The following is a 23479-nucleotide window of genomic DNA, read 5'->3' as shown; positions in this document are numbered from 1 at the left end:
GTCCAGACGTGTTGACCGATGATCTATATGCGTTGGCCCCCTACGAGTACGTGATTGGCATGACTCGACTGCCCAGCGTTCGAGAGCCCTCCTCCTTTTTCGACATTTTTACCGTTACCGCCGTTTCGATTACGGTCGTTGCGGTCATTCTCGCCGTCTGGCACGGTTCGTTCGTTCGCCTCGAGATGGGCGTCTTTGTCGTTCTCGTCTTTATCTGGGTCATCTGGGCCATTACTCACATTCTCGAAGAAGCGACCCGATAACCGGACCGCAGACGGCACTCGGTTTGAGACGGTGACGAACGGCTCGATCGGAGTCGGGTCTCGAGCGGTAAACGAACCTGTTAAGGGGTGAGTCCTACTTCGCCTCACTATGCTCGGGATGGACTCCGTTCAGGCGTGACTTTCAGTTCGACAGAACATTCCGGCCACATCTGAGTGCGCTATCGTGACGGATACTCGGCGACCGATTCCCGCAGTTCGTAACACAGAATGACACGCAATCCACAGCTGATTCCCGGTGAACGAGTACTGAGGAGGAACCATGAGCGGAAGCGATGAGGAACTCGCCAAGGACATCGGCCCGCTCGCCGCGTTGACCATCGGCGTCGGGACGATGATCGGGGCGGGGATCTTCGTCCTCCCCGGACCGGCGGTGGCGGAGCTCGGGCCGCTGGCGGCGTTGGCGTTCGTCGTCGGTGGCGGACTCGCGCTGCTCACGGCGCTTTCGGCATCCGAACTCGGGACGGCGATGCCCGTCTCCGGCGGTGCATACTATTACGTGAACCAGGGACTCGGGCCGCTGTTCGGTTCGATCGCCGGCTGGGGCAACTGGATGGGGCTCGCGTTCGCCTCGGCGTTTTACATGTACGGGTTCGGCGAGTACGTCAACCAGTTCGTAAGTATCTCGTCGGTGACACTCGGCCCCCTCGGCTTCGACTCGGCCCAGCTGATCGGGCTGGTCGGCGCGGGGTTTTTCATCGCGATCAACTACATCGGCGCGAAGGAGACGGGGCGGCTGCAGAACGTTATCGTCATCGTACTCATGGGAATTCTGGCGGTCTTTACCCTGTTCGGCCTGCTCAACGCCGATCTGGAAACGCTCCGTCCGATCGACCCGTTCGGTTGGGCACCCCTGTTGCCGGTGACGGGGTTGATATTCGTCTCCTACCTCGGCTTCGTCCAGATCACGTCCGTCGCCGAAGAGATTCAGGAACCGGGGAAGAACCTCCCGCGGGCGGTGATCGGGAGCGTCGTGATCGTCACCGTGATGTACGCCCTGATTCTCCTCGCGATCCTCGCGGCCGTCGAAACCAGCCTCGTCGCGAACAACGAAACCGCCGTCGTCGACGTCGCTCGACTGTTGATCGGTCCCGTCGGTGCCGCGGCGCTGTTGCTCGGCGGGCTGCTCGCAACCGCATCGTCGGCGAACGCGTCGATCCTCGCGTCCTCCCGAATCAACTTCGCGATGGGCCGGGACAAACTGATCTCGCCGAAGATCAACGAGATCCATCCACGCTTTGCGACGCCCTACCGCGCGATTGCGATCACGGGCGCGTTCATCCTCCTGTTTATCGCCTTTGGAAACCTCGAGATACTGGCAACCGCTGGCAGCGTTCTCCACCTCATCGTCTACGGTCTCTTGAACATCGCGTTGATCGTCTTCCGGGAGGCCAAACCCGCGGGTTATGATCCGGACTTCACCGTGCCGTTCTACCCCGCGACGCCGATTCTGGGCGCGGTCTTCTCGTTCGCGCTGATCGCGTTCATCGAACCGATCGTCATCCTGCTCTCGATGGGATTCGTGGTCTTCGGCGTCGTCTGGTACCTCGGCTACGCCCGCTCGGAGATCGAGTCGCCAGGGGTTCTCGCCGACTACGTCCTCGAGCGCTCGGAGGAACTCCCGAACGCGGCCGTCTCCGCGACCACGTCCGTTCAACCCGAGGGCGGTGACTACCGGGTGATGGTCCCGCTCGCGAACCCCGCTCACGAAAAACATCTCATCACACTCGGATCGGCGATCGCCGCCCAACACGACGGGACGGTCGTCGCCGTTAACATCGAGCAAGTGCCCGATCAAACCTCGTTGCGGGCCGCTCGGAAACAGAAGGACCACGAAGCGGCCGCGCACCTGCTCGAGCAGGCGCGGGCGGACGCCGAGACGTACGGCGTCGACGTGGAAACGCACGTGGTGCTCTCACACCGCGGCATCGAGGAAGTGTTCGACGCCGCAAAACGATACGGCGTCGACAGCTGTGTGATGGGGTGGGGTCCCGACTCTCACGGCTCGCCGGGTCGCGTAGAAACCACCGTCGACGAACTCGCGCGGTCGCTCCCGTGTGACTTCCTGGTCTTTCGCGACCGTGGATTCGACCCGTCTCGAATCCTGCTCCCGACCGCCGGCGGCCCCGATTCGGATCTCGCGGCGGCTGTCGCGCGCGCGCTTCAAGACCTGTTCGACGCGGACGTGACGCTGTTCCACGTCGCCGACGACCGCGAGCGGGGACGGCAGTTCCTCCAGAACTGGGCTCGCGACCGCGGCCTCGAGGACGCGACGTGCAGGGTCGAGACCGGCGACGTCCAGACCCGTATCGCCGAGGCTGCGTCGGACGCGACGTTGCTGATCATCGGCGCGACGGAGAAGGGCGTCCTCGAGCGACTCGCCCGCGGTTCGCTCATTCTCGACGTTCTCGATGAGGTCGACTGTTCGGTGTTGCTCGCGGAGAAACGTCACAAACGCACGTTCCGCGAACGGATCTTCGGCGCCAGCGGCGACGAGTCGGCGGACGAGATCGGTATCACGCCGAAGCCGACGGGTCGGGATGACAGCCCCGAACGGCCGAGGGAAACATCCGGATTCGATAATTAATGGCGCACTAGATTTTGAATGCGTTATTGACTCGGCCATATATTCAGGAAGGCGAATGCCTTAAGAGGGATCGATCTATTGATCACGGTATCGGGAGTGTCCTTTACGCTCCGAACCCAACCATGTCACTCTTACTGGTATTTGACAATCGCTCGAGACGGAGGGACCGACGATGACCGGCGGAGACGAGGAACTCGCCAAAGATCTCGGATTGTTTTCCGCGCTCGCGATCGGGATCGGAACGATGATCGGCGCGGGGATCTTCGTTCTTCCGGGCGTCGCGGCCCAAGAGGCGGGTCCGATCGTCGTCCTCTCGTTTATCATCGGCGGCATGATCGCCATGATAAACGCGTTCTCGGTGAGCGAACTCGGGACGGCGATGCCCAAAGCGGGCGGTGCGTACTACTACATCAATCGCGCGCTCGGTCCCCTGTTCGGATCGGTCTCCGGAATGGGCGACTGGATGGGGCTTGCCTTTGCAAGCGCCTTCTACTGTATCGGGTTCGGCGGCTACCTTACAACGCTGCTCGACGGCGTCGTCATACCGATACCTGGCCTCGGGAGTATCGCACTGCTGCCGACGATCGTTCTCGGGCCGCTGGTCCTGGCCGATATCCAGATCGGTGCCCTGATTGCCGGGGTCGTTTTCGTCGGCATCAACTACATCGGTGCGAAGGAGACGGGAGGCATTCAGACGGCTATCGTCACCCTCCTACTCGGGATCCTGGCCGTTTTTGCGCTCGTCGGCTTCTTCTCGTTCGACTGGGGAACGGTCACCATCGACGGTGGGATCGCGCCGCTTGGCTACGGCGAGATGCTCCCGGGGACTGCGCTCGTGTTCGTCTCCTACCTCGGCTACGCCAAAATCGCGACGATCGGCGAGGAACTCAAAAATCCGGGCCAAAATCTCCCCATCGCCATCATCGGCAGCGTTGCCATCGTGATGGTCGTCTACTCGATTCTCGTCGGCCTCATGGTCGGCATCATTCCCTACGACCAGATCGACATCGACACCCCGATGTCGGATGTCGCGAGCGTGATCTTCGAGGGCAATCTCGGCGTGATCGGCGTTACCTCGATCACACTGGCTGCACTGCTTGCGACGGCCTCGAGCGCGAACGCGTCGATCCTCGCCTCCGCACGCATCAACTTCGCGATGGGCCGTGACAAGATCGTCACCGACTGGCTCAACGAGATCCATCCGCGATTCGCCACGCCGTACCGGTCGATCGCCGTTACCGGTGCGATGATCCTCCTCTTTATCGTCGTCCTCGGCGGCGACCTGGAGGTTCTCTCGAAAGCGGCGAGCGTTCTCCATCTCGTCGTCTACGCGCTCATCAATGTCGCGCTGATCGTCTTTCGTGAGGCTGACGTGCCGGAGTACGATCCGGACTTCACCGTGCCGTTCTACCCGATTACGCCAATTCTGGGCGTGGTGTTCTCGCTCGGATTGATCGCGTTCATGAATCAGATCGAGATCGCGCTGGGGTTAGCGTTCGTCCTTGGTGCGATCGCCTGGTACGGCATCTACGCCCGCCACGAAACCGATCGCGAGGGCGTATTGAGCGACTACATCCTCTCGCGATCCGAGGAGATGCCAGATGCGGCCGTCTCCGCTGCGACCGCGGCGAAGCCGTCCGGTAGAAGCGAGTACACCGTGGTGGTCCCGGTCTCGAACCCGCGGACTGAAGCCCACCTCCTCTCACTGGCGAGCGTCGTTGCCAAGGCCAACGACGGCGTCGTCCAGGCGGTCCACATCGTCGAGGTTCCCGACCAGACGCCGCTCGTCGAGGGCTCCAAACACATCCAGCGTATCGACGACGAATCTCGGAAATTGATGAATCAGGTTCGGGAGAGTACGGAAACGGTCGACGCTCCCGTCAACATTCGGACAGTTGTGTCTCATCGCTCGTTCGAAGAAGTGTTCGACGTGGCTCGCCGCGAGAACGCGGACACCGTCGTCATGGGCTGGGGCCCCGACCGACCCTGGACCGCCGGTCGCGCGGAACGGCCACTCGAGGAGTTGACCCACGATCTGCCGTGTGACTTCCTCGTCTTGAACGACCGCGGTCTCGAGACTGACCGCGTACTGGTCCCGACCGCCGGCGGTCCAGACTCCGATCTCAGCGCCGAGATGGCTCGATATATGCGCGACCAACTCGGTTCCGAGATCACGCTGTTGCACGTCGTCGACGAGGGGGAGGAGGCGGAGGGCGAAGCGTTCCTGACCGATTGGGCGGCGGATCACGACCTCGAGAACGCGACGATCCGCGTCGATGCCTCGGACGACGTTGAGGACGCTATCGCGACGGCGGCTCGGGATCACTCGCTGATCGTCCTCGGGGCGACCGAACGCGGGCTGCTCTCTCGGCTGCTGCGTGGCTCGCTCGCCTACAGCGTCGTCAACGAGGTCGACTGTTCCGTCCTCCTGGCCGAACGGCCGACAAAACGGTCGCTCTGGAATCGGTTGTTCGGCAGTCGAAACGATTGACGGTCGTCCACGGCTCTCACTCGACGGTCGCCCGAAAACCCGGCTCCCGTGACGATCAACTCCGACCGACCCCGTTCGTTCCGACCGCTTCACCTCGCGTCAGCGACTAGTTCGATCCGGTTTCGAACGTATCGAACAGACGCTCGGTAAAGCCGCCGCGGGAGAGAACGGTCAGGATGTCGCCGGCTCGAATCTCGCTTTCCCCCCGCGGCGTCAACACGGCGTCGTCGCGCTCGATCGAGACGACGAGTACGCCGTCCTCGAGGAGCCCCTCGCGCGCGGCGCGTTCTAAGGTCAACCCGGCGATCGGTGCGTCGGCATCGACGGTGAGTTCGACGACTTCGTTGCCGCCGGCGAGGCTAATATAGTTGGAGAACTGCTGGTGGATTTCGGCGGGGCCGAACGGGTGGTACGCCTGAAACTGCTCCGTTCGGACGACTTTTTCGTCGTCGATATCAATGCCGAGCGACGTTAGCTCTCGAGCGATGTCGTTTATCGCTTCGACGTCGTTGCCCACGGTGAGTATGTGGAGATTCTCTGTTCCAGCCACGAACTCGCGAACGTTGACGACGCCGGTGATCGTTCGGACCTGCTGGGCGAGTCGCGCGCGCTCTTCGATGGGTGCTGTCGCCACGTAGAGCGTCGTGAGCATCTCGTCAGCGGCGTCGAAATCGACGTTCGCGTGGTAGCCGCGGATGATTCCGGCGTCCTCGAGTTGGTGAATCCGGTTTCGAATCGTCGCTGGCGAAACGCCGACTTCCTCGGCGATCGTCGGTGCGGACGTGCCCCGCGCATCGTTCATCAACGCATGGATGATGCGTTTGTTTACTTCGTCCAAGCGGATGCTCATACGGACGGGTACGCTCGCGAGATTGAAGGGTTCTGCTTTTTATCGCTCGTCACGATCCCTACTGCTCATCCGAGCACTCCTCCAGATGATGAACGAGTGCGAAAATATCCCGCGGAGTATCTACTGTATCCATAGATGAGAGAGTTTATAGTACCGAATCGAAAAGCTGCGGTAGTGAATCGATGTCGTGTAATCAGCGTCACGAGCGGCCAATTCGGATCGCGATGAATGACCGATGACTGACGACATCGCGAGCCACGTCGACTCCCGATTGCGAACGAGGGCGGCGTGTGGTGTTCTCGAATCGGCTATCGGCGAGTCGTATAGAGTAATAACCGAGACCGAACTACCCCTTATCGTGTTCTCGAGACGCGGCTCGAACGATCAGTAGAGAGGCTTTGAGAATGTATCTCGTTATCATCGGCGCAGGGAGTATCGGTTCGAATCTAATCGACCTCGCGGTCCGCGACGGAAACGACGTCGTCGTCATCGAGACCGACGAGGAGCGAGCGAACGATGTCGCCTCGGAGTACGACTGTCTCGTACTCAACGCCGACGCGACGAAAAATGGGACGGTCAAAGACGCTAGTATCGACCGCGCGGATGCAGTCATCTCGACGACGGACATCGATGCGGTCAACATTATGGTGATGTTGCTCGCCCAGGAACACGACGTCCCGAACCTCGTCAGCGTGGTTCACGATACGGAGAACCTGCCGATCTTCGAGAAAATCGGCGTCACGCTCATCGAGAACCCGCAACGATTGATCGCGGATTATCTCTATCACTCCGTTCGATACCCCAACGTCAGCGATTTCATCGAATTCGACGACGAGACCGAACTCGTGGAGTTGACCGTGACCGACGGCGCGCCGATGGACGGTCAACCGCTCGAGACGGCCATCGAGACGGGCTCACTTCCGGACGGCTGTCTCGTCGTCGCGCTCAAACGCGGCGAGGAAATCCGCGCGCCGCGAGGCGATACGACGATCCGGACTGGCGATCAGGTGACGGTCTTTACCGACGACTCCGCCCTGTCCGACGCGGTTGAGGCGTTTACCGGCGACATCCATGAGGGTACGGTATCCGGCAGTGGGACGAGACCTCGGTCGAATCCTGCAGGTCGTCTCGTTGATGGCGTTCGTTTCGATCGCGGTCGCCGTCATCAATCAAGAGTTCTACGCAGTCCCGGCGTTCACCATCTCGGCTGTCGTGATGGGTGGTCTCGGGATCTGGCTCGCGCGCCGGTATCAGCAGGTGGCGGATTCGGGAAAACTCGAGGCGATGGTTACGGCGGCTGCCGCGTGGGGGACGGTCGGCATCCTCGGTGGGCTCCCGTTCTTGCTCGTTGCGTGGACGATCGCATTGAATCCGTATCCCGCGTGGGCGAACGCGCCGCCGATGAACGAGACAGTTTCCGTCTTTCGCCACCCACTGAACGGAATTTTCGAGAGTATCAGCGGCTTCACCAGCACTGGGTTGACGATGGCGATGATAGAGGAGGACCTCCCCCGATCGCTGCAGTGGTGGCGGTCGTTCACCGAATGGATCGGCGGTGTCGGCGTCATCGTTCTGACCGTCGCGATTCTCGCCCGTCCTGGCAGCGGGTCGCTCACGCTCTACGAGAGCGAGGCTCGCTCCGAGAAGATCCATCCGAGTATCGTCTCGACGGTCACGGAGATCTGGAAGATTTACCTCGGAATCACGCTCGCCGGGGTCGCGCTGTTTCTCGCCGCCGGAATGCCGCTGTCGGATTCCATCAACCACGCGATGACGGCCATTTCGACCGGTGGATTCTCGGTCCACGCCGATTCGATCGGTTACTACGACAGCGCGGTAATCGAGTACGCGGTCATCCCGGTGATGGTCGCGGGCAGTATCGCGTTCCCGGTTCACTACCTGATTCTCAAAGGCCACCTGCGGAACTTTTACACCGATATCCAGACCCGCTGGGTGTTCATCTGGTTTTCGGTAGGATCCGTTGCGCTGACGGCGCTCCTCTGGACCAATGGCCAGTACGACACGTTCGAGGAGACGTTCCGGATCGCGTTGTTCCAGTTCGTTTCCGCGACATCGAACGCCGGATTCGGTACGACAGCGATCGGCGATGGAACCGAGCAGATCTGGACGGCCGGGACGACCCTGTTGCTCTGTCTGGGGATGCTTACGGGTGCAGCGGCCGGGTCGACGGTCGGAGGTCTCAAACTCATCCGCGTCATCACCCTCGTCAAGGGAACTGTCTGGCAGATTAGGAGCGTCTTCACACCGGCCAGCGCGATTCGACGGCTCCGTCTCGACGAGCGAACCCTCGACCAGTCACAGGTCCAGCGTGAATACACCGAAGCAGCAGTCGTCTTCATCCTCTGGATCGCCGGACTCGCCGTCGGCGTCGCCGTCTTCCTCTGGATGTTGCCGTCAGCGTATCCCCTCAAGTACATTATCTTCGACGTGATGAGCGCTCAGAGTACCGTCGGACTGGGCACGGGGATCACCGGTCCGGAGATGCCGGCGGTAACCAAGCTGATGTTGATCGGCAATATGTGGATCGGTCGCCTCGAGATTATCCCGATCGCAGTGCTGCTGGGAGCGGCCTTCCGGGAACTCGATCTCTACAGGTAGTGGCGGTCGACACGGATCCCATGTCTCGAAGCGGGATCGGACGACTCACAGCACTGCCGATATCTCGTCCAGTACGGTCGCATCGACGAAGATCACGATGTGATCGCCGGGCTGGGGAACCGTCGTCCCGCGGGGCGTGATGAGATCGCCGCCGCGCGAGATCGCACCGATGACGACGCAGTCGGGCAAGTCCGCCATCGAGTCCGCGATCGACCGGCCAGCCAGGGCGCTCCCCGGCCCGAGTTCGACCTCGATGACCTCTGCGCGGTCGTGCTCGAGCATGGCGATCTTCTCGGTCTGGTCGGTCCGGGTAAAGCGGACGATCTCTTCGGCGGTCTCTTCACGAGGATTGATCGCGACGTCGATGCCGACGGTCTCGAAGAGATCGGTGTACTCGGTGTTCTCGATGATCGCGACCGTCCGACCGACGCCGACCCGACGCGCGAGCAGCGAGACGAGCAGGTTCTTCTCGTCGCTGTCGAGGGCGGCGATGACGATGTCGGCCTCGTCGATGTGTTCGCGGGAGAGGAAGTCCGTGTCGGTCGCGTCGCTCTCCATGACGAACGTCTTGGGAAGCGCTTCGGCGATTTCGCGGGCGCGTTCGTGGTCACGTTCGATCAGTCGCGGCTCGAAGCCGTGGGCCTCGAATTCGCGAGCGGTCTGAAAGCCGATCTCGCTGCCGCCGACGACGACCACGTCGTCCGCGCTCGAGGTTCCCTCGGGGATGCACACCTCCATCGCGAACTCCTTGACCGAACTGGGGCTCCCGATGACGACGATCCGGTCGTCGGCCTGGAAAACGGTGTCGCCGCGGGCGACGATCATCTCGTCGCCCCGGAAGACGCCGGCGAACGTCATCGAATCGTACTGATCGGCCTCCTCGACGCGTCGGCCGACGAGTGGGCTCTCGGCGTCGATATCGAACTCGGCCATCCTGACGAGTCCGCCGGCGAACATCTCGACGTCCTGTGCCCGCGGGAACCCGGAGATCCGGAAGATCGTCTGGGCGACCAGCAGGTCGGTACAGACCATAAAGCCCACCCCGAAAGCGTCCTGCGATCCCTGCCACGTGTTCAACAGCGTTCGATTCCGCACTCGTGCGATCGTAAAGACGTCGTCTACGGTCTTGACGGTCCCGCAGACGACGATGTTCGTCTCGTCATCGTTCGTACACGCGACGACGAGATCAGCCCGACCGAGGCCCGCCTCTCGAAGGGCCTCGAGATCCGTTCCGTCGCCTTCGACGGCGAGGACGTCGTACGAGTACGTGATCTCGTCGACGATGTCCGGGTCGCGTTCGACCACCGCGACGTCGTGTGAGTCCTCGAGATTCGAAGCGATCATCTGTCCGACTTGACCCGCACCGACGATTAGTACGTACATTGGTGGATCCTCCGCGGACGCATTCTTCCCTGGATGTTTTGCTGGCGGAACGAAAGGCGTTACGACGAACGGCCGGTGATCCGACGTGATCGATCGCCAACCGAATTACGGCGCGAACGCCGTTCGAGACGGCACTCGACCGGATACGGTCGCAATCAGCTTTTTGTAGCCCGCGCGTCACCGACGCACGTGAACCGCCATCTCGGCTCCGTCTCCTTGCTAGTTGCGCTCGGATTCGGCGTGACTGCTGGTATCGTTCGACGGTTCGACGTCGCAGTGGTCTCGGGCGAAGTCGGTGGCGTTCCCGCCACCAGCCTGCTCGCCCAGGCGCTACTGATCGCCGCCGTCGGCTTCGCTGCCTTCGGCGGCTACGCTCTGGTCGCCCGGGTCCTTCTGACGCGGACGGCCGACAAACGGCGACGACACGACCTCAAAAACGTCGTTCGACTGACCTTCATCGTACTCGGTACCGTCGGCGTCCTCAGCGTGCTCACCAGACAGTACGTCGGCGTGTTGTTCTCGCTCGGTATCGTCGGCTTCGCCGTCACCTTCGCCCTGCAACAGCCCCTCTTCTCGCTCATCGGGTGGCTGTACATCATGATCAAACGCCCGTACGGCGTCGGCGACCGCGTCGCCATCGAGGGGTCGAAGGGTGACGTCGTCGAAGTCGACTTTCTGGTAACGACGCTCTGGGAGATCAACGGCGAACTCGTCTCCTCGAACCAGCCCTCGGGGCGAGTGATCACCCTCCCCAATAGCGTCGTTCTCTCCTCGCACGTGTACAACTACTCCTACCGGTCGTTCCCGCACGTCTGGAACGAACTCTCGATTCAGGTCGCCTACGAAACCGACCTCGAGTTCGCACGCGCCCTCATGATCGAGGAGGCGACGGACTACCTGGGCGAAGACATGCAACGGGCTGTCGAACTGTACCGGAAGCGACTCGCGAAAACGCCGGTCGAACTCGAGGTCCGCGACGGGCCGTCGGTGAACGTCGTCCAGGAGGAGTCGTGGGTCGACCTCCGACTCCGGTATCTCGTGCACCCGCGTACGAGCCAGCGCGTCCGCAACGACCTCTACGAACGCATCCTCGAGCGGATGAACGACAACCCGGACCGGGTCGGGTTTCCGGTCAGCCGGAACCGATGAACCGCGACTCCGCCTTGCGGTTCGGGTCCGCCGTCCGATAGATATTTACCCGGAGTCGTTCGCTTGTGGGTATGGCTGACATGACCATCGACGAGGCGATGGAGCGGTACGGCCCGACGGCACCGACCGCAGACGACTTTCTCGTGCTCGACGATCCACACTACGCGCCCGAAAACGTCGTCATCGTTACCGGCGCTGGATCCGGGATCGGGCGGGCGACGGCGCTCGCGTTCGCCGCGAACGGGCTTACCGTCGCCGGAACGGACCTGGACGAAGCGGGTCTCGACGAGACGATATCGACGGTCAAGGAGCTATCTTTACCGGGCGAGATCGTCCCGATCGTCGCCGATCTCACCGTCGACGACGATCTGGAGCGGATCGTCGACGAGGCCGCCGACCACGGCTCGATTCGCTATCTCGCGAACATCGCCGGCCTGCAACACGTGGCCCCGATCGAATCGTTCCCCCTCGAGAAGTACGACACGATGCAGGCGGTGATGCAGCGAGCGCCGTTCGTGCTGTCGAAAGCGTGCATGCCCCACTTTCGAGAGGACGGGGGCGGCGTCGTCGCGAACATGTGTTCGGTCCACGGTCACATCGTCACCCGCGATAAGGTCGCCTACAACACCACGAAGTTCGGCCTCCGAGGGCTGACGCAGTCCATCGCCGCCGAGGGTGACGGAACCGTCCGCTCGTTTTCCGTCAGTACCGCCTACGTCAAGACCGCACTCGTCGCCAAACAGCTCCCGGCGACGGCGGACCGCCGCGGGATGACTGTCGACGAAGTCGTCGAGGAGGTCATGCTCGAACGGACCCGCGCCAAAGAGATGATGGAGCCGTACGAGGTCGCGAACCTCTTCGTGATCGGCTGTTCGATCCACAGCGAGCACCTCAACGGCGGCGACATGACCCACGAGGGCGGGATGTCGCTGACGTATTAGGCGTTCGCCTCTCCCGCGCTCGAGCGAGGCCGCGACCGCGAAATCTGCGGGGTGACAGGGTTTCGATCGGAGAAGGACTCATACGTCGTCGTTCCCTGAATGTGGTTCAGAGGGGAGTTCAGTAGACGATGATGTTGCCGACACACGCCGTAATCGGGCTGGCGATAGCAGCGCCGCTCGTGGGTTATTATCCCGATCTCGCTCCGGTCGCGCTCGCGGGTGCCCTCGCCGGGAGTCTCGTTCCGGATCTCGATCTGTACGCCGGTCACCGGCGGACGCTTCACTGGCCGACGGGATACGCGTTGGTCACGCTCCCGTCGGTTACCCTCGTGGTGGCGGTGCCGACGACCGTCTCCGTCGGCGTCGCATCCGCCGTCGTCGGCGCGGCCGTCCACTGTCAACTGGATCGGTTCGGCGGCGGCCTCGAGCTCCGTCCGTGGGAGGGCACCTCCGACCGCGCGGTCTACGATCACGTGCGAGGGCGCTGGCGGCGACCGATGCGGTGGGTCCGGTACGACGGCTCGCCCGAGGATCTCGCGCTGCTGGTAAGCATCGGCGTTCCGCTGCTCGTCGTTCTCGAGGGTCCGTTTCGCGCCGTCGTCGCCGCCGCGCTGGTGGTCGGGGCCGTCTACGCCGGCCTTCGTCAGCGACTGGCGACGATCGCTCCCGACGTCTTCGGGTACGTCCCCGATCGACTCGAGGGGTACGTCCCGAAGCGATATCGAACGGAGTAATGCCGTCGGCCGGTTCGCGTTAGCTCCGTCCCGCAGTCGCCCGACGATCCAGGTCGTGAGGACTCCCGGATTCGGCGGCGCGCGTTCGCCCCTCCGCTTCTCGGTCGCGTCCGTCCGTCGGCGCGCGCCATCGAGAACCCATAAACGAGTCGGGTGTCTTAGAGCCAGCTATGGATGAACACACCGCTGTCGAGGGAGGCTGGTTCGTCGACGTCGAACCGGGGGCGGCCGACGCCGCCAGTGACGCGATCACCGACGGCACGGCCGAGACGCCGCGAGACTGGCCCCGGCGAGCAGTCGAAGCCGGTTACGCTGAAACAACGGAGGCGTATTACGACCGACTCCACGAGGCGACGACGCGCGCGACGCGGCGCGAAGTTGCCAAACGGGAGGGGGCCGACGATCGCCAACTCGTCCACGCGGTGCGGGCGATGGACGACTGCACTCGGACGGCAAACGAACTCGCCGAACGACTCGCCGAGTGGGCCGGCACCGTCGACCCCGACGCCGGAACCGGCGTCGACTACGCCCGTGAACTGGCGACTCGAGAGCGAGCCCCGGAGCCCGGTCGGGAAGCGATCGTCTCGCTCGCCGAGCGCGTGACGGGGCTCGCGGACGAGGCCGACGCGCTGCGGGAGTACGTCGAACGGCAGACGCCGACCGTCGCGCCGAACCTCGCCGCGCTCGCCGACCCCGTCCTCGCGGCGCGGCTGATCTCGCTCGCCGGCGGTCTCGAGGACTTAGCAAAGAAACCGAGCGGCACGGTGCAGGTTCTCGGCGCGGAAGACGCCCTGTTCGCGCACCTGCGCGGTCACGCGCCGTCGCCGAAACACGGGGTCATCTTCACGCACAGCGCGGTCCGCGGAACCCATCCCGACGACCGGGGCTCGGCGGCGCGCGCACTCGCCGGAAAACTCGCCATCGCCGCCCGCGTCGACCACTACTCGGGCGAGCGCAAGCCCGAACTCGAGGCGGAACTCGCGGAGCGGATCGAGACGATTCAGGCGCGGACCACGAACGGCGATAGCGAGGATGCGTCCGTCGATAGCGACGGGGGTGACGCCGATGAGTAACGCCCCCCTCCCCGACGGCGTCGAACGCCGCACGTTCGACGGTACCGAACGGCTCGCGACCCGCGGCGACCCCGTCTACGGCGAGCCGACGGATGGCGAGTGGCGCGCCTGGAGCCCGAACCGCTCGAAGCTGGGCGCGATGTTCGACCTCGGGATGGAGACCGGCCTCGAAGGCGGCGAGGCGGTGCTCTACCTCGGGGCTGCCAGCGGGACGACGGTGAGCCACGTCGCCGACTTCGCCGGCCCGACCTACGCCGTCGAGTTCGCCGCCCGACCGACTCGGGACCTGCTCGAGGCCGCCGAATCGCGCCCGCGACTCTTCCCGCTACTCAAGGACGCCAGAAAGCCCGAAACTTACGCGCACGTCGTCGAATCGAACGTCGACGTACTGATTCAGGACGTCGCGACGCGCGGGCAGGCCCGCGTGGCCCTCGAGAACAAACGGTTCCTCGCCGACGACGGTCGGCTGCTGTTGGCCGTCAAGGCCAGAAGCGAGGACGTGACGCGCGAACCCGCCGACGTGTTCGAAGACGTTCGGGCGGCCCTCGAGGAGGGCTACGAGGTGCTCGAGACGCGGCGACTCGAGACGTACCACGCGGATCACCTCGGCATCGTCGCACGGCCGCGGTAATCCTGCCTGAGGGCGGCCGAACGCGTCCCCGTCGCCGGTCGCGCGGGAGCGAGCGCGATAACTACTATAAGACTCCTTGTCCAATCGCAACACGGCATGCCATCACATCCCACGATCGGCGACACCCTCGAGCAGACGGTCGGTCGACACCCCGACCGCGACGCGATCATCTATCCGCGGAAGGACCAGCGGTGGACCTACGCGGCGTTCGACGAGCGCGTCAATCGGCTGGCGAACGCGATGCTCGATCTCGGCATCGAGAAGGGAGACCGGGTGGCAACCGTTCTGTACAACGGCTCCGAGATGGCGCTCACCGTCTACGCCTGTGCGAAGATCGGCGCCGTCTTCACGCCGCTGAACTTCCGGCTTCCGGCGGGCGAGATCGAGTACATCGTCACCGACGCCGAAGCCGAACTGCTCCTGTTCGAATTCGCGACCCGGGAGGCGGTCGAGGGCGCTCGCCCGTCCCTCGAGACCGTGAGCGAGTACGTCTTCATCGACGACGACGCGCCGGAGTACGCGAGCGGGTTCGCCGACCTGCTCGAGTCGAGTTCCGCGGACCGGCCGGACGTTTCCGTCGCCGAGGACGACGTCTACGCCTTCATCTACACGTCAGGGACGACCGGCCGTCCGAAAGGGGTCGTCCACGAGCACCGGAGTATGGTCGAACACGATCTGCTGTGCATCGCGGAGCTGAATCTCACCCGCCACGATATCGGACTGTCGATGATGCCGCTGTATCACTGCGCCGAACTCCACTGCAATCTGTTCCCGCGGGTCCACCGCGGCGCGGCGACCGTCATCCACCACGAGTTCGAGCCGCAAGCGGCTCTCGAGGCGATCGAGGAGTACGACGTCACGCAGCTGTTTGCCGCACCGACGGCGTGGAACGCGCTGTCGCTGACCGCCGCCGAGACGGACGTCGACGTCTCGTCGCTCCGACTCGGTCTATACGGCGCGGCACCGATGCCCGAGCAGGTCCTCGAGAACTGCCGGGAACACCTCTGTGATGATTACGTCCAGGCGTACGGCATGACCGAGATGGGTCCCGCCGCCGTCTTCCAACCGTCGGAGGATCAACTCCCGAAGCAGGGCTCCGCCGGACTGCCCGCGCTCAACCACGAACTGCGCGTGGTCGAACCCGACGCGGCCCCGGACCAGGAGGTAGCGGGCGGCGAAATCGGCGAGGTTCTGATCGCCGGTCCGTGTGCGATGCGGGAGTACTGGAACCGTCCCGAGGCGACCCAGCAGTCGTTGCGCGAGGCCGACGGGACGACGTGGTACTACACCGGCGACCTCGGTCGCCTCGACGACGACGGCTACCTCTACGTCGTCGACCGGAAGGACGACATGATCGTCTCCGGCGGCGAGAACATCTATCCGGCTGAGGTCGAGGACGCACTGTTCTCCCACGACGCCGTCGAAGAGGCGGCCATCGTCGGCGAACCCGACGACGAGTGGGGCGAACGGGTCGTCGCGTACGTCGTCGGCGGCGTCTCCGCGGACGAACTCGACGCGTTCCTGCTCGAGAACGACCACCTCGCCGACTTCAAGCGACCGCGGGCGTACTACTTCGTGGACGAACTCCCCAAGAATCCCAGCGGGAAGATCCAGAAGTTCAAACTCCGGGAGGGCGAGGCGGACGTCGATCCCGAGGCCGAGACCGTCGCGTCCTGAGCGTCATCGCAGCGGCTCCGGCTACCGCTCTCGGAGGCTGCCGTACGCCGACTCGGCGAGGCGCGGAAACGCCAGCATCGAGACGCTCGAGACGACCAGCGCCGTAACGAGCGAGAGCGGTGCGACGCCGACGACGCCCGCCAGCCACACCCCGCCGAAGACGGCGACGGACAACGCGAGATTGTAGTAGACGAATCGCACGACGACCAGCGACGGCGTGATCGCCACCCAGCCGAGCACGTCGGTTCCCACCGGCTCGATCCAGCCGCCGCGGATCAGCGTCGCGACGGCGACCATCGTCGTCCACGCGAGGAGGCCGGCGGCGGTCGCGTCGGCGATCCCTCGCCCGGGTGCCGCCATGATCGCGAACAGCGTCGGGAGCGCCAGAATCGAGATATCGCCGAAGACGTGACTGCAGTCGTGTAGGATTCGGCCGAACCCGCTCTTCTCGGCGCTCGAGAGTTTGCCGAGGCCGTACCAGGTGCGGCGCGTAGCGCTGGTAGCCGGTCGGGTCTGGCGTCCGGGATTGCGGTCTCGCCGTCGATCCTGCCCCATGTTCGCTGCTATCACGAACGTCGCATAAATAGTATCGCACGACCGCCGTTCCGTTCGTCGTGACGGACTGGGGACTCGCGAGACGCCCGTCTCCGATTCCGAGCCGTCGATCCAGTACAACCGGCGCGTCGCGCCGGTACCGGGCCGACGCCGTCGAACAACGGGGACGCGCCGCCGAGTCCAAACGGTATTTATCATCGCGGCCAAAAACGGGAGACGATGGAACGCGGGTCCCGGGAATCGTTTACGCGCATGGGCACGCTGGGGATCGAGGAGGAATGTTTCGTCGTCGACGACGACGGCCGCCCCACGAGCGGCACCGACGAACTCGTCTACGAGCACGACCCGCCCGAGATCCTCGCCGGTCGCCTCGATCACGAACTCTTCAAGTGCGTCATCGAGACACAGACGCCGCTGATCGAGGGTCCGGGCGACGCTCGAGCGTCGCTCCTCGAGGTTCGTCGGGCGCTGGTCGATCACGCCGCCGAGCACGGCTACGGAATCGCCGCCGCCGGGCTCCACCCGCTGGCGAAGTGGCAGGAACTCGAGCACGCCGACAAGCCCCGCTACCGATCGCAACTCGATCGGATCCAGTACCCCCAACACCGGAACACGACGGCCGGAGTGCATATCCACGTCGGCGTCGACGACGCCGACAAGGCGGTCTGGATCGCCAACGAACTGCGCTGGTACGTCCCGATCATGCTCGCGCTCTCGGCCAACTCGCCGTACTGGAACGGGTTCGACACCGGGCTCCAGTCGGCCCGCGCGAAGATCTTCGAGGCCTTGCCGAACACGGGGATGCCGACGTACTTCGAGGACTACGAGGCCTTCGACCGGTTCGAGCGCCGGATGCTCGAGACCGATGCGATCGAGGACCGCGGCGAACTCTGGTACGACGTTCGCCCGCACACCGCCCACGGAACGGTCGAACTGCGCACGCCGGACGGACAGGCGGACCCCGACGTCGTCCTCGCGTTCGTCGAGTACGCCCACGCGCTCGTCGACGCCCTCGCCGACGCGTACGAGGACGGTGCCAGCGGCTACGGAGCGACTCACCGGCGCGAACTCCTCGACGAGAACAAGTGGCGGGCGATCCGCCACGGCCACGAGGCTCGCTTCATCGACCGCGAGATGAAGGGAACGATCGGCCTCGGCGAACTCGTCGACCGCGAGTGCGAACGCCTCGGCGTCAGCGGGATCAAGCGCGTTTACGAGCGCGTCAGCGGCGCACAGCGCCAGCGACGGTTGCTCGAGGAAGACGGCCCCGACGCGCTGTGTGAATCGCTGACGCTTCGACCCGAGTAGCGGGCGCGGTCGCGTTTTCGCCGTTTTCGACCGAGTACGTCCGGTAGCGACGAGGCCCGCAAAGGTTTACTTCCGTGCGAGACTTTATCTCAGACGAGAGGACTATGGCTTCAGACGAACTGGACGAGCACCGGGTAGACGGCGGGAGCGGTGACGGGGATCGTGACGAAACGGACGACTCGCTCGAGGGGGATGACGCGGATCCCTCCGACAACGGGGACGGCGAGGGCGTTCGAACCGCCGCCGCCGAGGAGGTCGACCAGCGGATCGTCGACCTGCTCTCGTGGATCCTCGACACGGAGACGCGCGCGAAGATCTACGTTCACTTACTGGCGAATCCCGGTAGCACCTCGGAGGAGGTCGCGAAGGGAACCGGGCTCTATCCGAGTACGGTCCGGGAAGCGCTCGCCGAACTCCACGCCGAGGACCGGGTCACGCGGGAAAAACGCGCGAGCGAAGGGGCGGGGAACAATCCCTACGAGTACACGGCGATCCAGCCGAGCGACCTCGTCGGCGGCGTCGTCGACCAGGTTCAACAGGAACTGAACACGATCTTCACGCTCGATCGCGTGCTCGATCGCCAGCCCGAATCCGAGGGAGATCTCGAGGGGGACGCCGAACCGGTAACGATCACCGTCGACGACACCGAGCCCCTCGTCCTCGGCGACGCCGACGAACCCGGCGTCGACGGTTCCGACGGCGAACCGAACGAGACCGATGGTGACGCCGAAGGCGCTCCCATCGATGGCGAGGACGACGCCGAAGAATCGAACGGAGCCGACGACCAGTAGCGAGACACCGTCCAGTCGCCGTCTCGCGGCTCGTCTCGCAGCGTCCCCCAGTTCTCGAGTCCTGTTTTCGACCGTCAGTCGTCGAGTCCGAGCACCGCCGGTCGCTCGATTTCCAGGTCGAACTCGACGGCCCGCGCGGTCGTCGTCGGCCAGCGGTCCGTGTCGGTCAGCGGTTCGATGCCGTCGCCGACGAGCACGGTATCCTCGCTTTTCGCCCCCTCGACGGTCGGATTCCACGCGTACGCCATCGGGGCCGTGATCGGTGCCTCGTGATCGGGCGTTGCGATCCACTCTCGACCCGCAAAGCCGGCAGCTCCGCCCTGGTGGTGGAGTTCCCACTCGCCGGGATAGCCGAGCGTCTCGTAGGCGCGCTGGATCGCCGCGAAGACGTCCCCGGCCGTCCCGGCGCTGCTGTCGGTTCCGGTACGTTCGTCGACGTTCGCAGCCGCCCGCGTCGCCGCGAGCGCCGTCGTCTCAACGCGAGCCGCGGCCGCGTGTCTCTCCTCGAGCCACGATGGCGGATCGAAGGCGACGGTCCGGGTACAACTCGCGTGCAAACCGGCGCGTTGCGTCGTCACCGAGACGAGGACGTACTCGCCGAGTTCGGCGTCCGTCGGGGTGTAGTGGCGGTACTGCTGGGCTCGTTCCGCCCCGCCGACGAGCACGACGGGCGCTTCGATATCGCGCGCGGAGAGGGCGACTCGAAGAGCCGAGGCGACCTCGTGTTCGCTGTCGTCAGCGCGCAGTTCGCGACAGACCGACTCGACCGCGGCGGCCGTCTCCCGTCCCAGTTTCCGGTAGCGCTCGAGGTCGCGGTCGGTCAGCGGTTGCCGGAGCGGCGTCGGGTCGACGCGCTCGAGTCCCGGAACGTCGATGTCGGCCGCCGCTCGCTCGTCGGCACCGGTGCGGGCGGCGATGGCCTCGCCGAGCGAGGTCGTGTGCCACGAGAACTGCTCGACCGAAACGTCCTCGGAGTCGAGGTCCGGAAGCTCCTCGGCGACGATCCGATCCGCTTCGATGTTGTTCGTCACGATCCGCAGGTCCGTTCCGTCGTAGCCGACGGCGGCGACGCCGGCGTCCGTCTCGCGGTCGACGACGTTGTTTCCGCCCGTCAGCCAGGCGAACCCATTCGGCCGCGCGAACCAGACCGAATCGAACCCGTTGGACTCGAGGTAGTCCTCGAGTCGCTCGCGTTTGTCCATGCGGGGTGCTGGCGTGGCCGGCCCTTGAATGCGACGAACACGGCGGCGCGGGTCGCGGGATCGTCGTACCGTCGCGTGTCGCTACCCGCCGGTTGTGGTCGGTTCTACCGCCCGATTCCAGCGTACTAAGAACGACTCGGGCAACCTAAGTATAGCTGGACCTAACCCCCGGCTGAACGCCCGTGTCGACCGATAGTCACACTTCGCGTCCGGTACTCCGTCCGCTGATCGAACGGTTTGGCTTTCCCCACCTGCTCGCGATGACGCTCGTGTTGGTCGCGGCGACCATCCTGCTCGGCGTCGCTGCGAAAGCGACCGGGTCCGGGCTCGCCTGTGAGCAAAACTGGCCCCTGTGCGATGCGGGGCCGTACAACCTGTTCCCGTCGAACCTCCCCAGTTTCTACGAGTGGTTCCACCGATTCGTCGCGATGTTCGCCGGCGTCGCCATCATCGGGACCGCCGTCGCGGCCGTTCGACTGCCGAATATCGATACGCGCGTGGCAGCGCTCGTCGTCGCCGGAATGATCTTGACGCCGGTCCAGGTCGTCCTGGGCCGCGAAACCGTCACCCAGTACACGATGGATATCCTGTCGCTTCACTTCTGGACGGCCGTCCTCATCTTCGTGCTGTTCGTCGTAGCGACCGTCCGCGTCTGGGCACCGCGCCTGACGGCCGGATACGTCACCGGTGCGCTCGCACTCGGAGCCGTGTCGCTCCCGTTCCACGTCGCCCTCAGCCCGCTGGTGATCGGCGACATCACGACCTATCGCCCGTCCCTCCAGATGGCGCAGTACGGCGTCACGCTCGCGTTGCTGGCTGCCGTCATCGTCGCCGGGATGATCGGTCGCCGCCGATTCGAAAGCGCCCGTCTGACTGGTCTTTTGAGCGGGACGGCGGCGCTCGCCTTGCTTGTCGTCTTCGTCGGTCGCCGGGCCGTGATGACGTACAGCCCCCTGCTCGACGATCTCTACATCGCCGCCGCCGGACTCCTCCTCGTCTCCTTCCTCGCCGGCATCTGGTTGACTCGAGTCACCCCGAGCGAGGCGACCGACACACGGTCGCCCTAACGCGGCGATTCGCCACCAGCTTCGAACCGTCGGCGCGGCCTCCGTTTCGTATCGCTATCAGCCGAGCGCCGCGATCACTACGACTCCGGCGAGAACCGCAGCGACGCCGAGTCCGAACAGGACGTAGTTCGCGATCGGGTTTGCGGCTCTCGTCACCTCGAGCGTGTAGTGTCGGCGCGAAAACGGCCACAACGGACGGATCCCCATCGGCGTCAACACGTCCGCGAGGAGGTGTGACCCGATCGAGAGGGTGCCGACGACGAAGGCGAAGACGACGAATCCGAGATCGGCGAACGGCGATGAGGTTTCGACGAAGAGTGCGGCGAGTGCGGCGAGTCCCGCGCCGACGAAAACGGCGAAAACCAGCGAGTGGGTCGGCCCGCGGTGCTCGATTAGCGGGAGCCGGTGATCGCAGTCGGGGAGCGTCGAAAGGGCGACGCAAGCGAGTGCGCCGACGAGTGCCGCGGTCTCGTAACCGCCGAACGCAACGACGGTACCCAGTGGCGCGTATACGAGCAACGCGGCACCGTAGTGACCGAACTGATACATTCGTTCGACGAAATTCCACACTGACGCATAAAAACTCCGTAATTTCGGCGGCGACGAACGCGGAGCGAGCGGGCTGGGTCGATCACGATGGAGAACGCGCGTTCGACCGTGTAGTCGTCAGGGGCGCGTCGTGACCGCCGCACCTTTTTCGTCTCCGAGCGAACGGGCGAACATGCGAACTAGCCTCAACGTTCCCGAGGAGATGCTGGCCGAGTTCGACCGGACGTGGCAGGCCGAAGGCCTCGATTCTCGCTCCCGCGCGTTGCGGGAAGCGATTCAGGAGTACATCGAATCGCACCACCGTCTGAAGCAAGCCCACGGAACGGTCGCGGCAACGGTCGTCTTCGACTACGTCCACGAGGAGATCATCGAGGACCTACACGAGGTCCAACACGAGTTCCAATCCGAGACCGACACGACCTGCCACGTCCATCACAGGGAATGGTGTCTCGAGGCCGTCTTCTGTCACGGACCGGCCGGGCGAGTCCGGAACCTCGTCTACTGTCTGAAGGATTTCGACGCCGTCGGCCGTGTTTCGGTAACGTTACTCCGTGCAGAGACGGGGATGGAGCGCGATCACTAGTGCCGTTTCGGTGGCGTCCCGCGATCGGCTAGTACTTAAACTACTTCGGTATCTAACCTCTCAATTCTTGTAAGCTCCTGCAGTTGTTTCACCGGACGTGCTCTCTATGGACCGGTACGTTCGACAGACGCTGACGTCATCACCTCCGCAACTAGACCGATCTCGACGATTTGGCGCTAGGGACGATGGGGGTTCGTTCGAGGAGTCGCGTGAGCAATGAGTATTCTCGCGACAATCACCGTTCCAGCGGCGGAGTTTCCGCTCGGGTCGCCCCTCGAACTGGACGAGGACGTGACGCTGACCGTCGAGACGACGGTCCCGACGAGCGAAGGGGTGATTCCGTACTTCTGGGCTCCGGCCGACGTCGTCGAGTCGATCGTCGACTCCCTCGAGGAGGATCCGGTCGTTTCCGACGCGTCGGTCGTCGACGAAACGGACGAACACGCCCTTATCAAGGTCACGTGGACCGATCGCGTCAACGGCGTCATCGAGTCGATTCGCGAGCAGGACGTGATCGTCACGAGCGCCACCGGGACCGAGACGCGGTGGACTTTCCGACTTCGATTCCCGTCGTACGAGGATCTCTCGGCGTTCTATACGGACTGCGTCGATCAGGGTATCTCGGTGGAACTCGTTCAGTTACACGAAACGGTGAGCCCCAGCGATGACCGCCGATTCGGCCTGACGGCGGCACAACGGGATTTGATCGTCGCCGCCGACGATGCGGGGTACTTCGACGTTCCGCGACGGACCACGCTCGTCGAACTCGGCGACCAACTCGATATTTCCGACTCCGCCGTTTCACAGCGGCTTCGCCGCGGGCTCACGGCACTCATCAACTCGACGGTCGCCGCCGATTCGGCTTCCGACGAGTTCGATCCGTCGCCACGGCGTCCGGAACACGGGTCAGAGAGCGAGAGACAGTCGGATGCCGAGAGGACCGATTGAGCGTGTCACTCGTTTCAGTTGTTACTCAAGTAGCGTAGCGATAGTCCGCGAACGCGCCAC

The 23479-nt window shown here is 64.1% G+C and carries 20 protein-coding genes and 1 pseudogene; 16 read left to right on the top strand and 5 right to left on the bottom strand.

The window, feature by feature from the left end; all coding sequences use genetic code 11:
* Nucleotides 1–59: 59 nt before the first annotated feature.
* The 3 genes from DWB23_RS19635 to DWB23_RS19625 all read left to right on the top strand — a co-directional run bounded on the left by DWB23_RS19635 (nucleotide 60) and on the right by DWB23_RS19625 (nucleotide 5359).
* Entirely contained in the window at nucleotides 60–263 is a 204-nt protein-coding gene (locus DWB23_RS19635) for a hypothetical protein (RefSeq protein ID WP_121744486.1), read from the top strand.
* Nucleotides 264–543: 280 nt separating this feature from the next.
* A complete protein-coding gene (locus DWB23_RS19630; RefSeq protein WP_121744485.1) occupies nucleotides 544–2868 on the top strand; it encodes an amino acid permease in 2325 nt (774 codons plus the stop codon).
* Nucleotides 2869–3040: 172 nt separating this feature from the next.
* Nucleotides 3041–5359 (top strand): amino acid permease, encoded by a 2319-nt coding sequence (locus DWB23_RS19625; protein ID WP_121744484.1) that lies wholly within the window; start codon nucleotides 3041–3043, stop codon nucleotides 5357–5359.
* 106 nt (nucleotides 5360–5465) lie between these two features.
* On the opposite strand, the gene DWB23_RS19620 is transcribed toward DWB23_RS19625, so the two are convergent.
* Entirely contained in the window at nucleotides 5466–6209 is a 744-nt protein-coding gene (locus DWB23_RS19620) for an Lrp/AsnC family transcriptional regulator (RefSeq protein WP_121744483.1), read from the bottom strand.
* A 404-nt stretch (nucleotides 6210–6613) separates the two neighbouring features.
* On the opposite strand from DWB23_RS19620, the pseudogene DWB23_RS19615 reads away from it, so the two are divergent.
* Nucleotides 6614–7276: pseudogene (locus DWB23_RS19615) on the top strand (potassium channel family protein); the annotation flags it as partial.
* Between the two features lie 4 nt (nucleotides 7277–7280).
* A complete protein-coding gene (locus tag DWB23_RS19610; RefSeq protein WP_121744482.1) occupies nucleotides 7281–8828 on the top strand; it encodes a TrkH family potassium uptake protein in 1548 nt (515 codons plus the stop codon).
* A 45-nt stretch (nucleotides 8829–8873) separates the two neighbouring features.
* Here the strand turns inward: DWB23_RS19610 and trkA are convergent, their stop codons facing one another.
* On the bottom strand, nucleotides 8874–10211 hold the full coding sequence (gene trkA / locus DWB23_RS19605) for a Trk system potassium transporter TrkA (RefSeq protein ID WP_121744481.1): 1338 nt from the start codon (nucleotides 10209–10211) through the stop codon (nucleotides 8874–8876).
* A 189-nt stretch (nucleotides 10212–10400) separates the two neighbouring features.
* Here trkA and DWB23_RS19600 point away from each other — a divergent pair, with 189 nt between their 5' ends.
* From DWB23_RS19600 to DWB23_RS19575, 6 genes are all read left to right on the top strand, one after another.
* Nucleotides 10401–11360 carry a mechanosensitive ion channel family protein gene (locus tag DWB23_RS19600; protein ID WP_121744480.1) on the top strand — a complete coding sequence of 320 codons (960 nt, stop codon included), beginning with the start codon at nucleotides 10401–10403 and terminating at the stop codon, nucleotides 11358–11360.
* An 80-nt stretch (nucleotides 11361–11440) separates the two neighbouring features.
* Nucleotides 11441–12301 (top strand): SDR family NAD(P)-dependent oxidoreductase, encoded by an 861-nt coding sequence (locus tag DWB23_RS19595; RefSeq protein ID WP_121744770.1) that lies wholly within the window; start codon nucleotides 11441–11443, stop codon nucleotides 12299–12301.
* 128 nt (nucleotides 12302–12429) lie between these two features.
* Nucleotides 12430–13035 (top strand): metal-dependent hydrolase, encoded by a 606-nt coding sequence (locus DWB23_RS19590; protein WP_121744479.1) that lies wholly within the window; start codon nucleotides 12430–12432, stop codon nucleotides 13033–13035.
* 170 nt (nucleotides 13036–13205) lie between these two features.
* Nucleotides 13206–14108: an NOP5/NOP56 family protein gene (locus tag DWB23_RS19585; RefSeq protein ID WP_121744478.1), complete on the top strand. Its 903-nt coding sequence runs from the start codon at nucleotides 13206–13208 to the stop codon at nucleotides 14106–14108.
* Entirely contained in the window at nucleotides 14101–14739 is a 639-nt protein-coding gene (locus tag DWB23_RS19580) for a fibrillarin-like rRNA/tRNA 2'-O-methyltransferase (RefSeq protein ID WP_238717515.1), read from the top strand. The genes DWB23_RS19585 and DWB23_RS19580 overlap by 8 nt, the downstream gene beginning before the upstream one ends.
* 96 nt (nucleotides 14740–14835) lie before the next feature.
* Complete coding sequence (locus tag DWB23_RS19575; protein WP_121744476.1) at nucleotides 14836–16416, top strand: long-chain-fatty-acid--CoA ligase; 1581 nt, start codon at nucleotides 14836–14838, stop codon at nucleotides 16414–16416.
* Nucleotides 16417–16437: 21 nt separating this feature from the next.
* Here the strand turns inward: DWB23_RS19575 and DWB23_RS19570 are convergent, their stop codons facing one another.
* Nucleotides 16438–16971: a hypothetical protein gene (locus DWB23_RS19570; protein WP_121744769.1), complete on the bottom strand. Its 534-nt coding sequence runs from the start codon at nucleotides 16969–16971 to the stop codon at nucleotides 16438–16440.
* Nucleotides 16972–17190: 219 nt separating this feature from the next.
* Between DWB23_RS19570 and DWB23_RS19565 the strand changes: the two genes are divergently transcribed.
* Together DWB23_RS19565 and DWB23_RS19560 are read left to right on the top strand one after the other, a co-directional pair.
* On the top strand, nucleotides 17191–18279 hold the full coding sequence (locus DWB23_RS19565; protein WP_121744475.1) for a glutamate--cysteine ligase: 1089 nt from the start codon (nucleotides 17191–17193) through the stop codon (nucleotides 18277–18279).
* 104 nt (nucleotides 18280–18383) lie between these two features.
* Nucleotides 18384–19070: a helix-turn-helix domain-containing protein gene (locus tag DWB23_RS19560; protein WP_121744474.1), complete on the top strand. Its 687-nt coding sequence runs from the start codon at nucleotides 18384–18386 to the stop codon at nucleotides 19068–19070.
* Nucleotides 19071–19144: 74 nt separating this feature from the next.
* On the opposite strand, the gene DWB23_RS19555 is transcribed toward DWB23_RS19560, so the two are convergent.
* Nucleotides 19145–20272: a M24 family metallopeptidase gene (locus tag DWB23_RS19555; RefSeq protein ID WP_121744473.1), complete on the bottom strand. Its 1128-nt coding sequence runs from the start codon at nucleotides 20270–20272 to the stop codon at nucleotides 19145–19147.
* Nucleotides 20273–20454: 182 nt separating this feature from the next.
* Here DWB23_RS19555 and DWB23_RS19550 point away from each other — a divergent pair, with 182 nt between their 5' ends.
* Nucleotides 20455–21339, top strand: coding sequence for a COX15/CtaA family protein (locus DWB23_RS19550; protein WP_121744472.1), 885 nt, complete (start codon nucleotides 20455–20457; stop codon nucleotides 21337–21339).
* Nucleotides 21340–21396: 57 nt separating this feature from the next.
* Here DWB23_RS19550 and DWB23_RS19545 read toward each other — a convergent pair whose 3' ends face one another.
* Nucleotides 21397–21888: a metal-dependent hydrolase gene (locus tag DWB23_RS19545; protein ID WP_121744471.1), complete on the bottom strand. Its 492-nt coding sequence runs from the start codon at nucleotides 21886–21888 to the stop codon at nucleotides 21397–21399.
* A gap of 172 nt (nucleotides 21889–22060) precedes the next feature.
* Here DWB23_RS19545 and DWB23_RS19540 point away from each other — a divergent pair, with 172 nt between their 5' ends.
* Together DWB23_RS19540 and DWB23_RS19535 are read left to right on the top strand one after the other, a co-directional pair.
* A complete protein-coding gene (locus tag DWB23_RS19540) occupies nucleotides 22061–22471 on the top strand; it encodes a CopG family ribbon-helix-helix protein (protein WP_121744470.1) in 411 nt (136 codons plus the stop codon).
* Nucleotides 22472–22687: 216 nt separating this feature from the next.
* Nucleotides 22688–23419, top strand: a complete 732-nt coding sequence (locus DWB23_RS19535) for a helix-turn-helix domain-containing protein (protein ID WP_121744469.1) — start codon at nucleotides 22688–22690, stop codon at nucleotides 23417–23419.
* The last annotated feature ends 60 nt before the right edge of the window (nucleotides 23420–23479 follow it).

Source organism: Natronorubrum halophilum (assembly GCF_003670115.1).
In the GTDB taxonomy this organism is placed as follows: Archaea; Halobacteriota; Halobacteria; order Halobacteriales; family Natrialbaceae; genus Natronorubrum; species Natronorubrum halophilum.
This window is presented reverse-complemented; position numbering and strand designations above follow the sequence as displayed.

Coding starts and splice junctions, on each gene's coding strand:
- DWB23_RS19635 (WP_121744486.1), top strand. CDS start 60: ATGACTCGACTGCCCAGCGTTCGAGAGCCCTCCTCCTTTTTCGACATT.
- DWB23_RS19630 (WP_121744485.1), top strand. CDS start 544: ATGAGCGGAAGCGATGAGGAACTCGCCAAGGACATCGGCCCGCTCGCC.
- DWB23_RS19625 (WP_121744484.1), top strand. CDS start 3,041: ATGACCGGCGGAGACGAGGAACTCGCCAAAGATCTCGGATTGTTTTCC.
- DWB23_RS19620 (WP_121744483.1), bottom strand. CDS start 6,209: ATGAGCATCCGCTTGGACGAAGTAAACAAACGCATCATCCATGCGTTG.
- DWB23_RS19610 (WP_121744482.1), top strand. CDS start 7,281: ATGAGGGTACGGTATCCGGCAGTGGGACGAGACCTCGGTCGAATCCTG.
- trkA (WP_121744481.1), bottom strand. CDS start 10,211: ATGTACGTACTAATCGTCGGTGCGGGTCAAGTCGGACAGATGATCGCT.
- DWB23_RS19595 (WP_121744770.1), top strand. CDS start 11,441: ATGACCATCGACGAGGCGATGGAGCGGTACGGCCCGACGGCACCGACC.
- DWB23_RS19590 (WP_121744479.1), top strand. CDS start 12,430: ATGATGTTGCCGACACACGCCGTAATCGGGCTGGCGATAGCAGCGCCG.
- DWB23_RS19585 (WP_121744478.1), top strand. CDS start 13,206: ATGGATGAACACACCGCTGTCGAGGGAGGCTGGTTCGTCGACGTCGAA.
- DWB23_RS19580 (WP_238717515.1), top strand. CDS start 14,101: ATGAGTAACGCCCCCCTCCCCGACGGCGTCGAACGCCGCACGTTCGAC.
- DWB23_RS19575 (WP_121744476.1), top strand. CDS start 14,836: ATGCCATCACATCCCACGATCGGCGACACCCTCGAGCAGACGGTCGGT.
- DWB23_RS19570 (WP_121744769.1), bottom strand. CDS start 16,971: ATGGGGCAGGATCGACGGCGAGACCGCAATCCCGGACGCCAGACCCGA.
- DWB23_RS19565 (WP_121744475.1), top strand. CDS start 17,191: ATGGAACGCGGGTCCCGGGAATCGTTTACGCGCATGGGCACGCTGGGG.
- DWB23_RS19560 (WP_121744474.1), top strand. CDS start 18,384: ATGGCTTCAGACGAACTGGACGAGCACCGGGTAGACGGCGGGAGCGGT.
- DWB23_RS19555 (WP_121744473.1), bottom strand. CDS start 20,272: ATGGACAAACGCGAGCGACTCGAGGACTACCTCGAGTCCAACGGGTTC.
- DWB23_RS19545 (WP_121744471.1), bottom strand. CDS start 21,888: ATGTATCAGTTCGGTCACTACGGTGCCGCGTTGCTCGTATACGCGCCA.
- DWB23_RS19540 (WP_121744470.1), top strand. CDS start 22,061: ATGCGAACTAGCCTCAACGTTCCCGAGGAGATGCTGGCCGAGTTCGAC.
- DWB23_RS19535 (WP_121744469.1), top strand. CDS start 22,688: ATGAGTATTCTCGCGACAATCACCGTTCCAGCGGCGGAGTTTCCGCTC.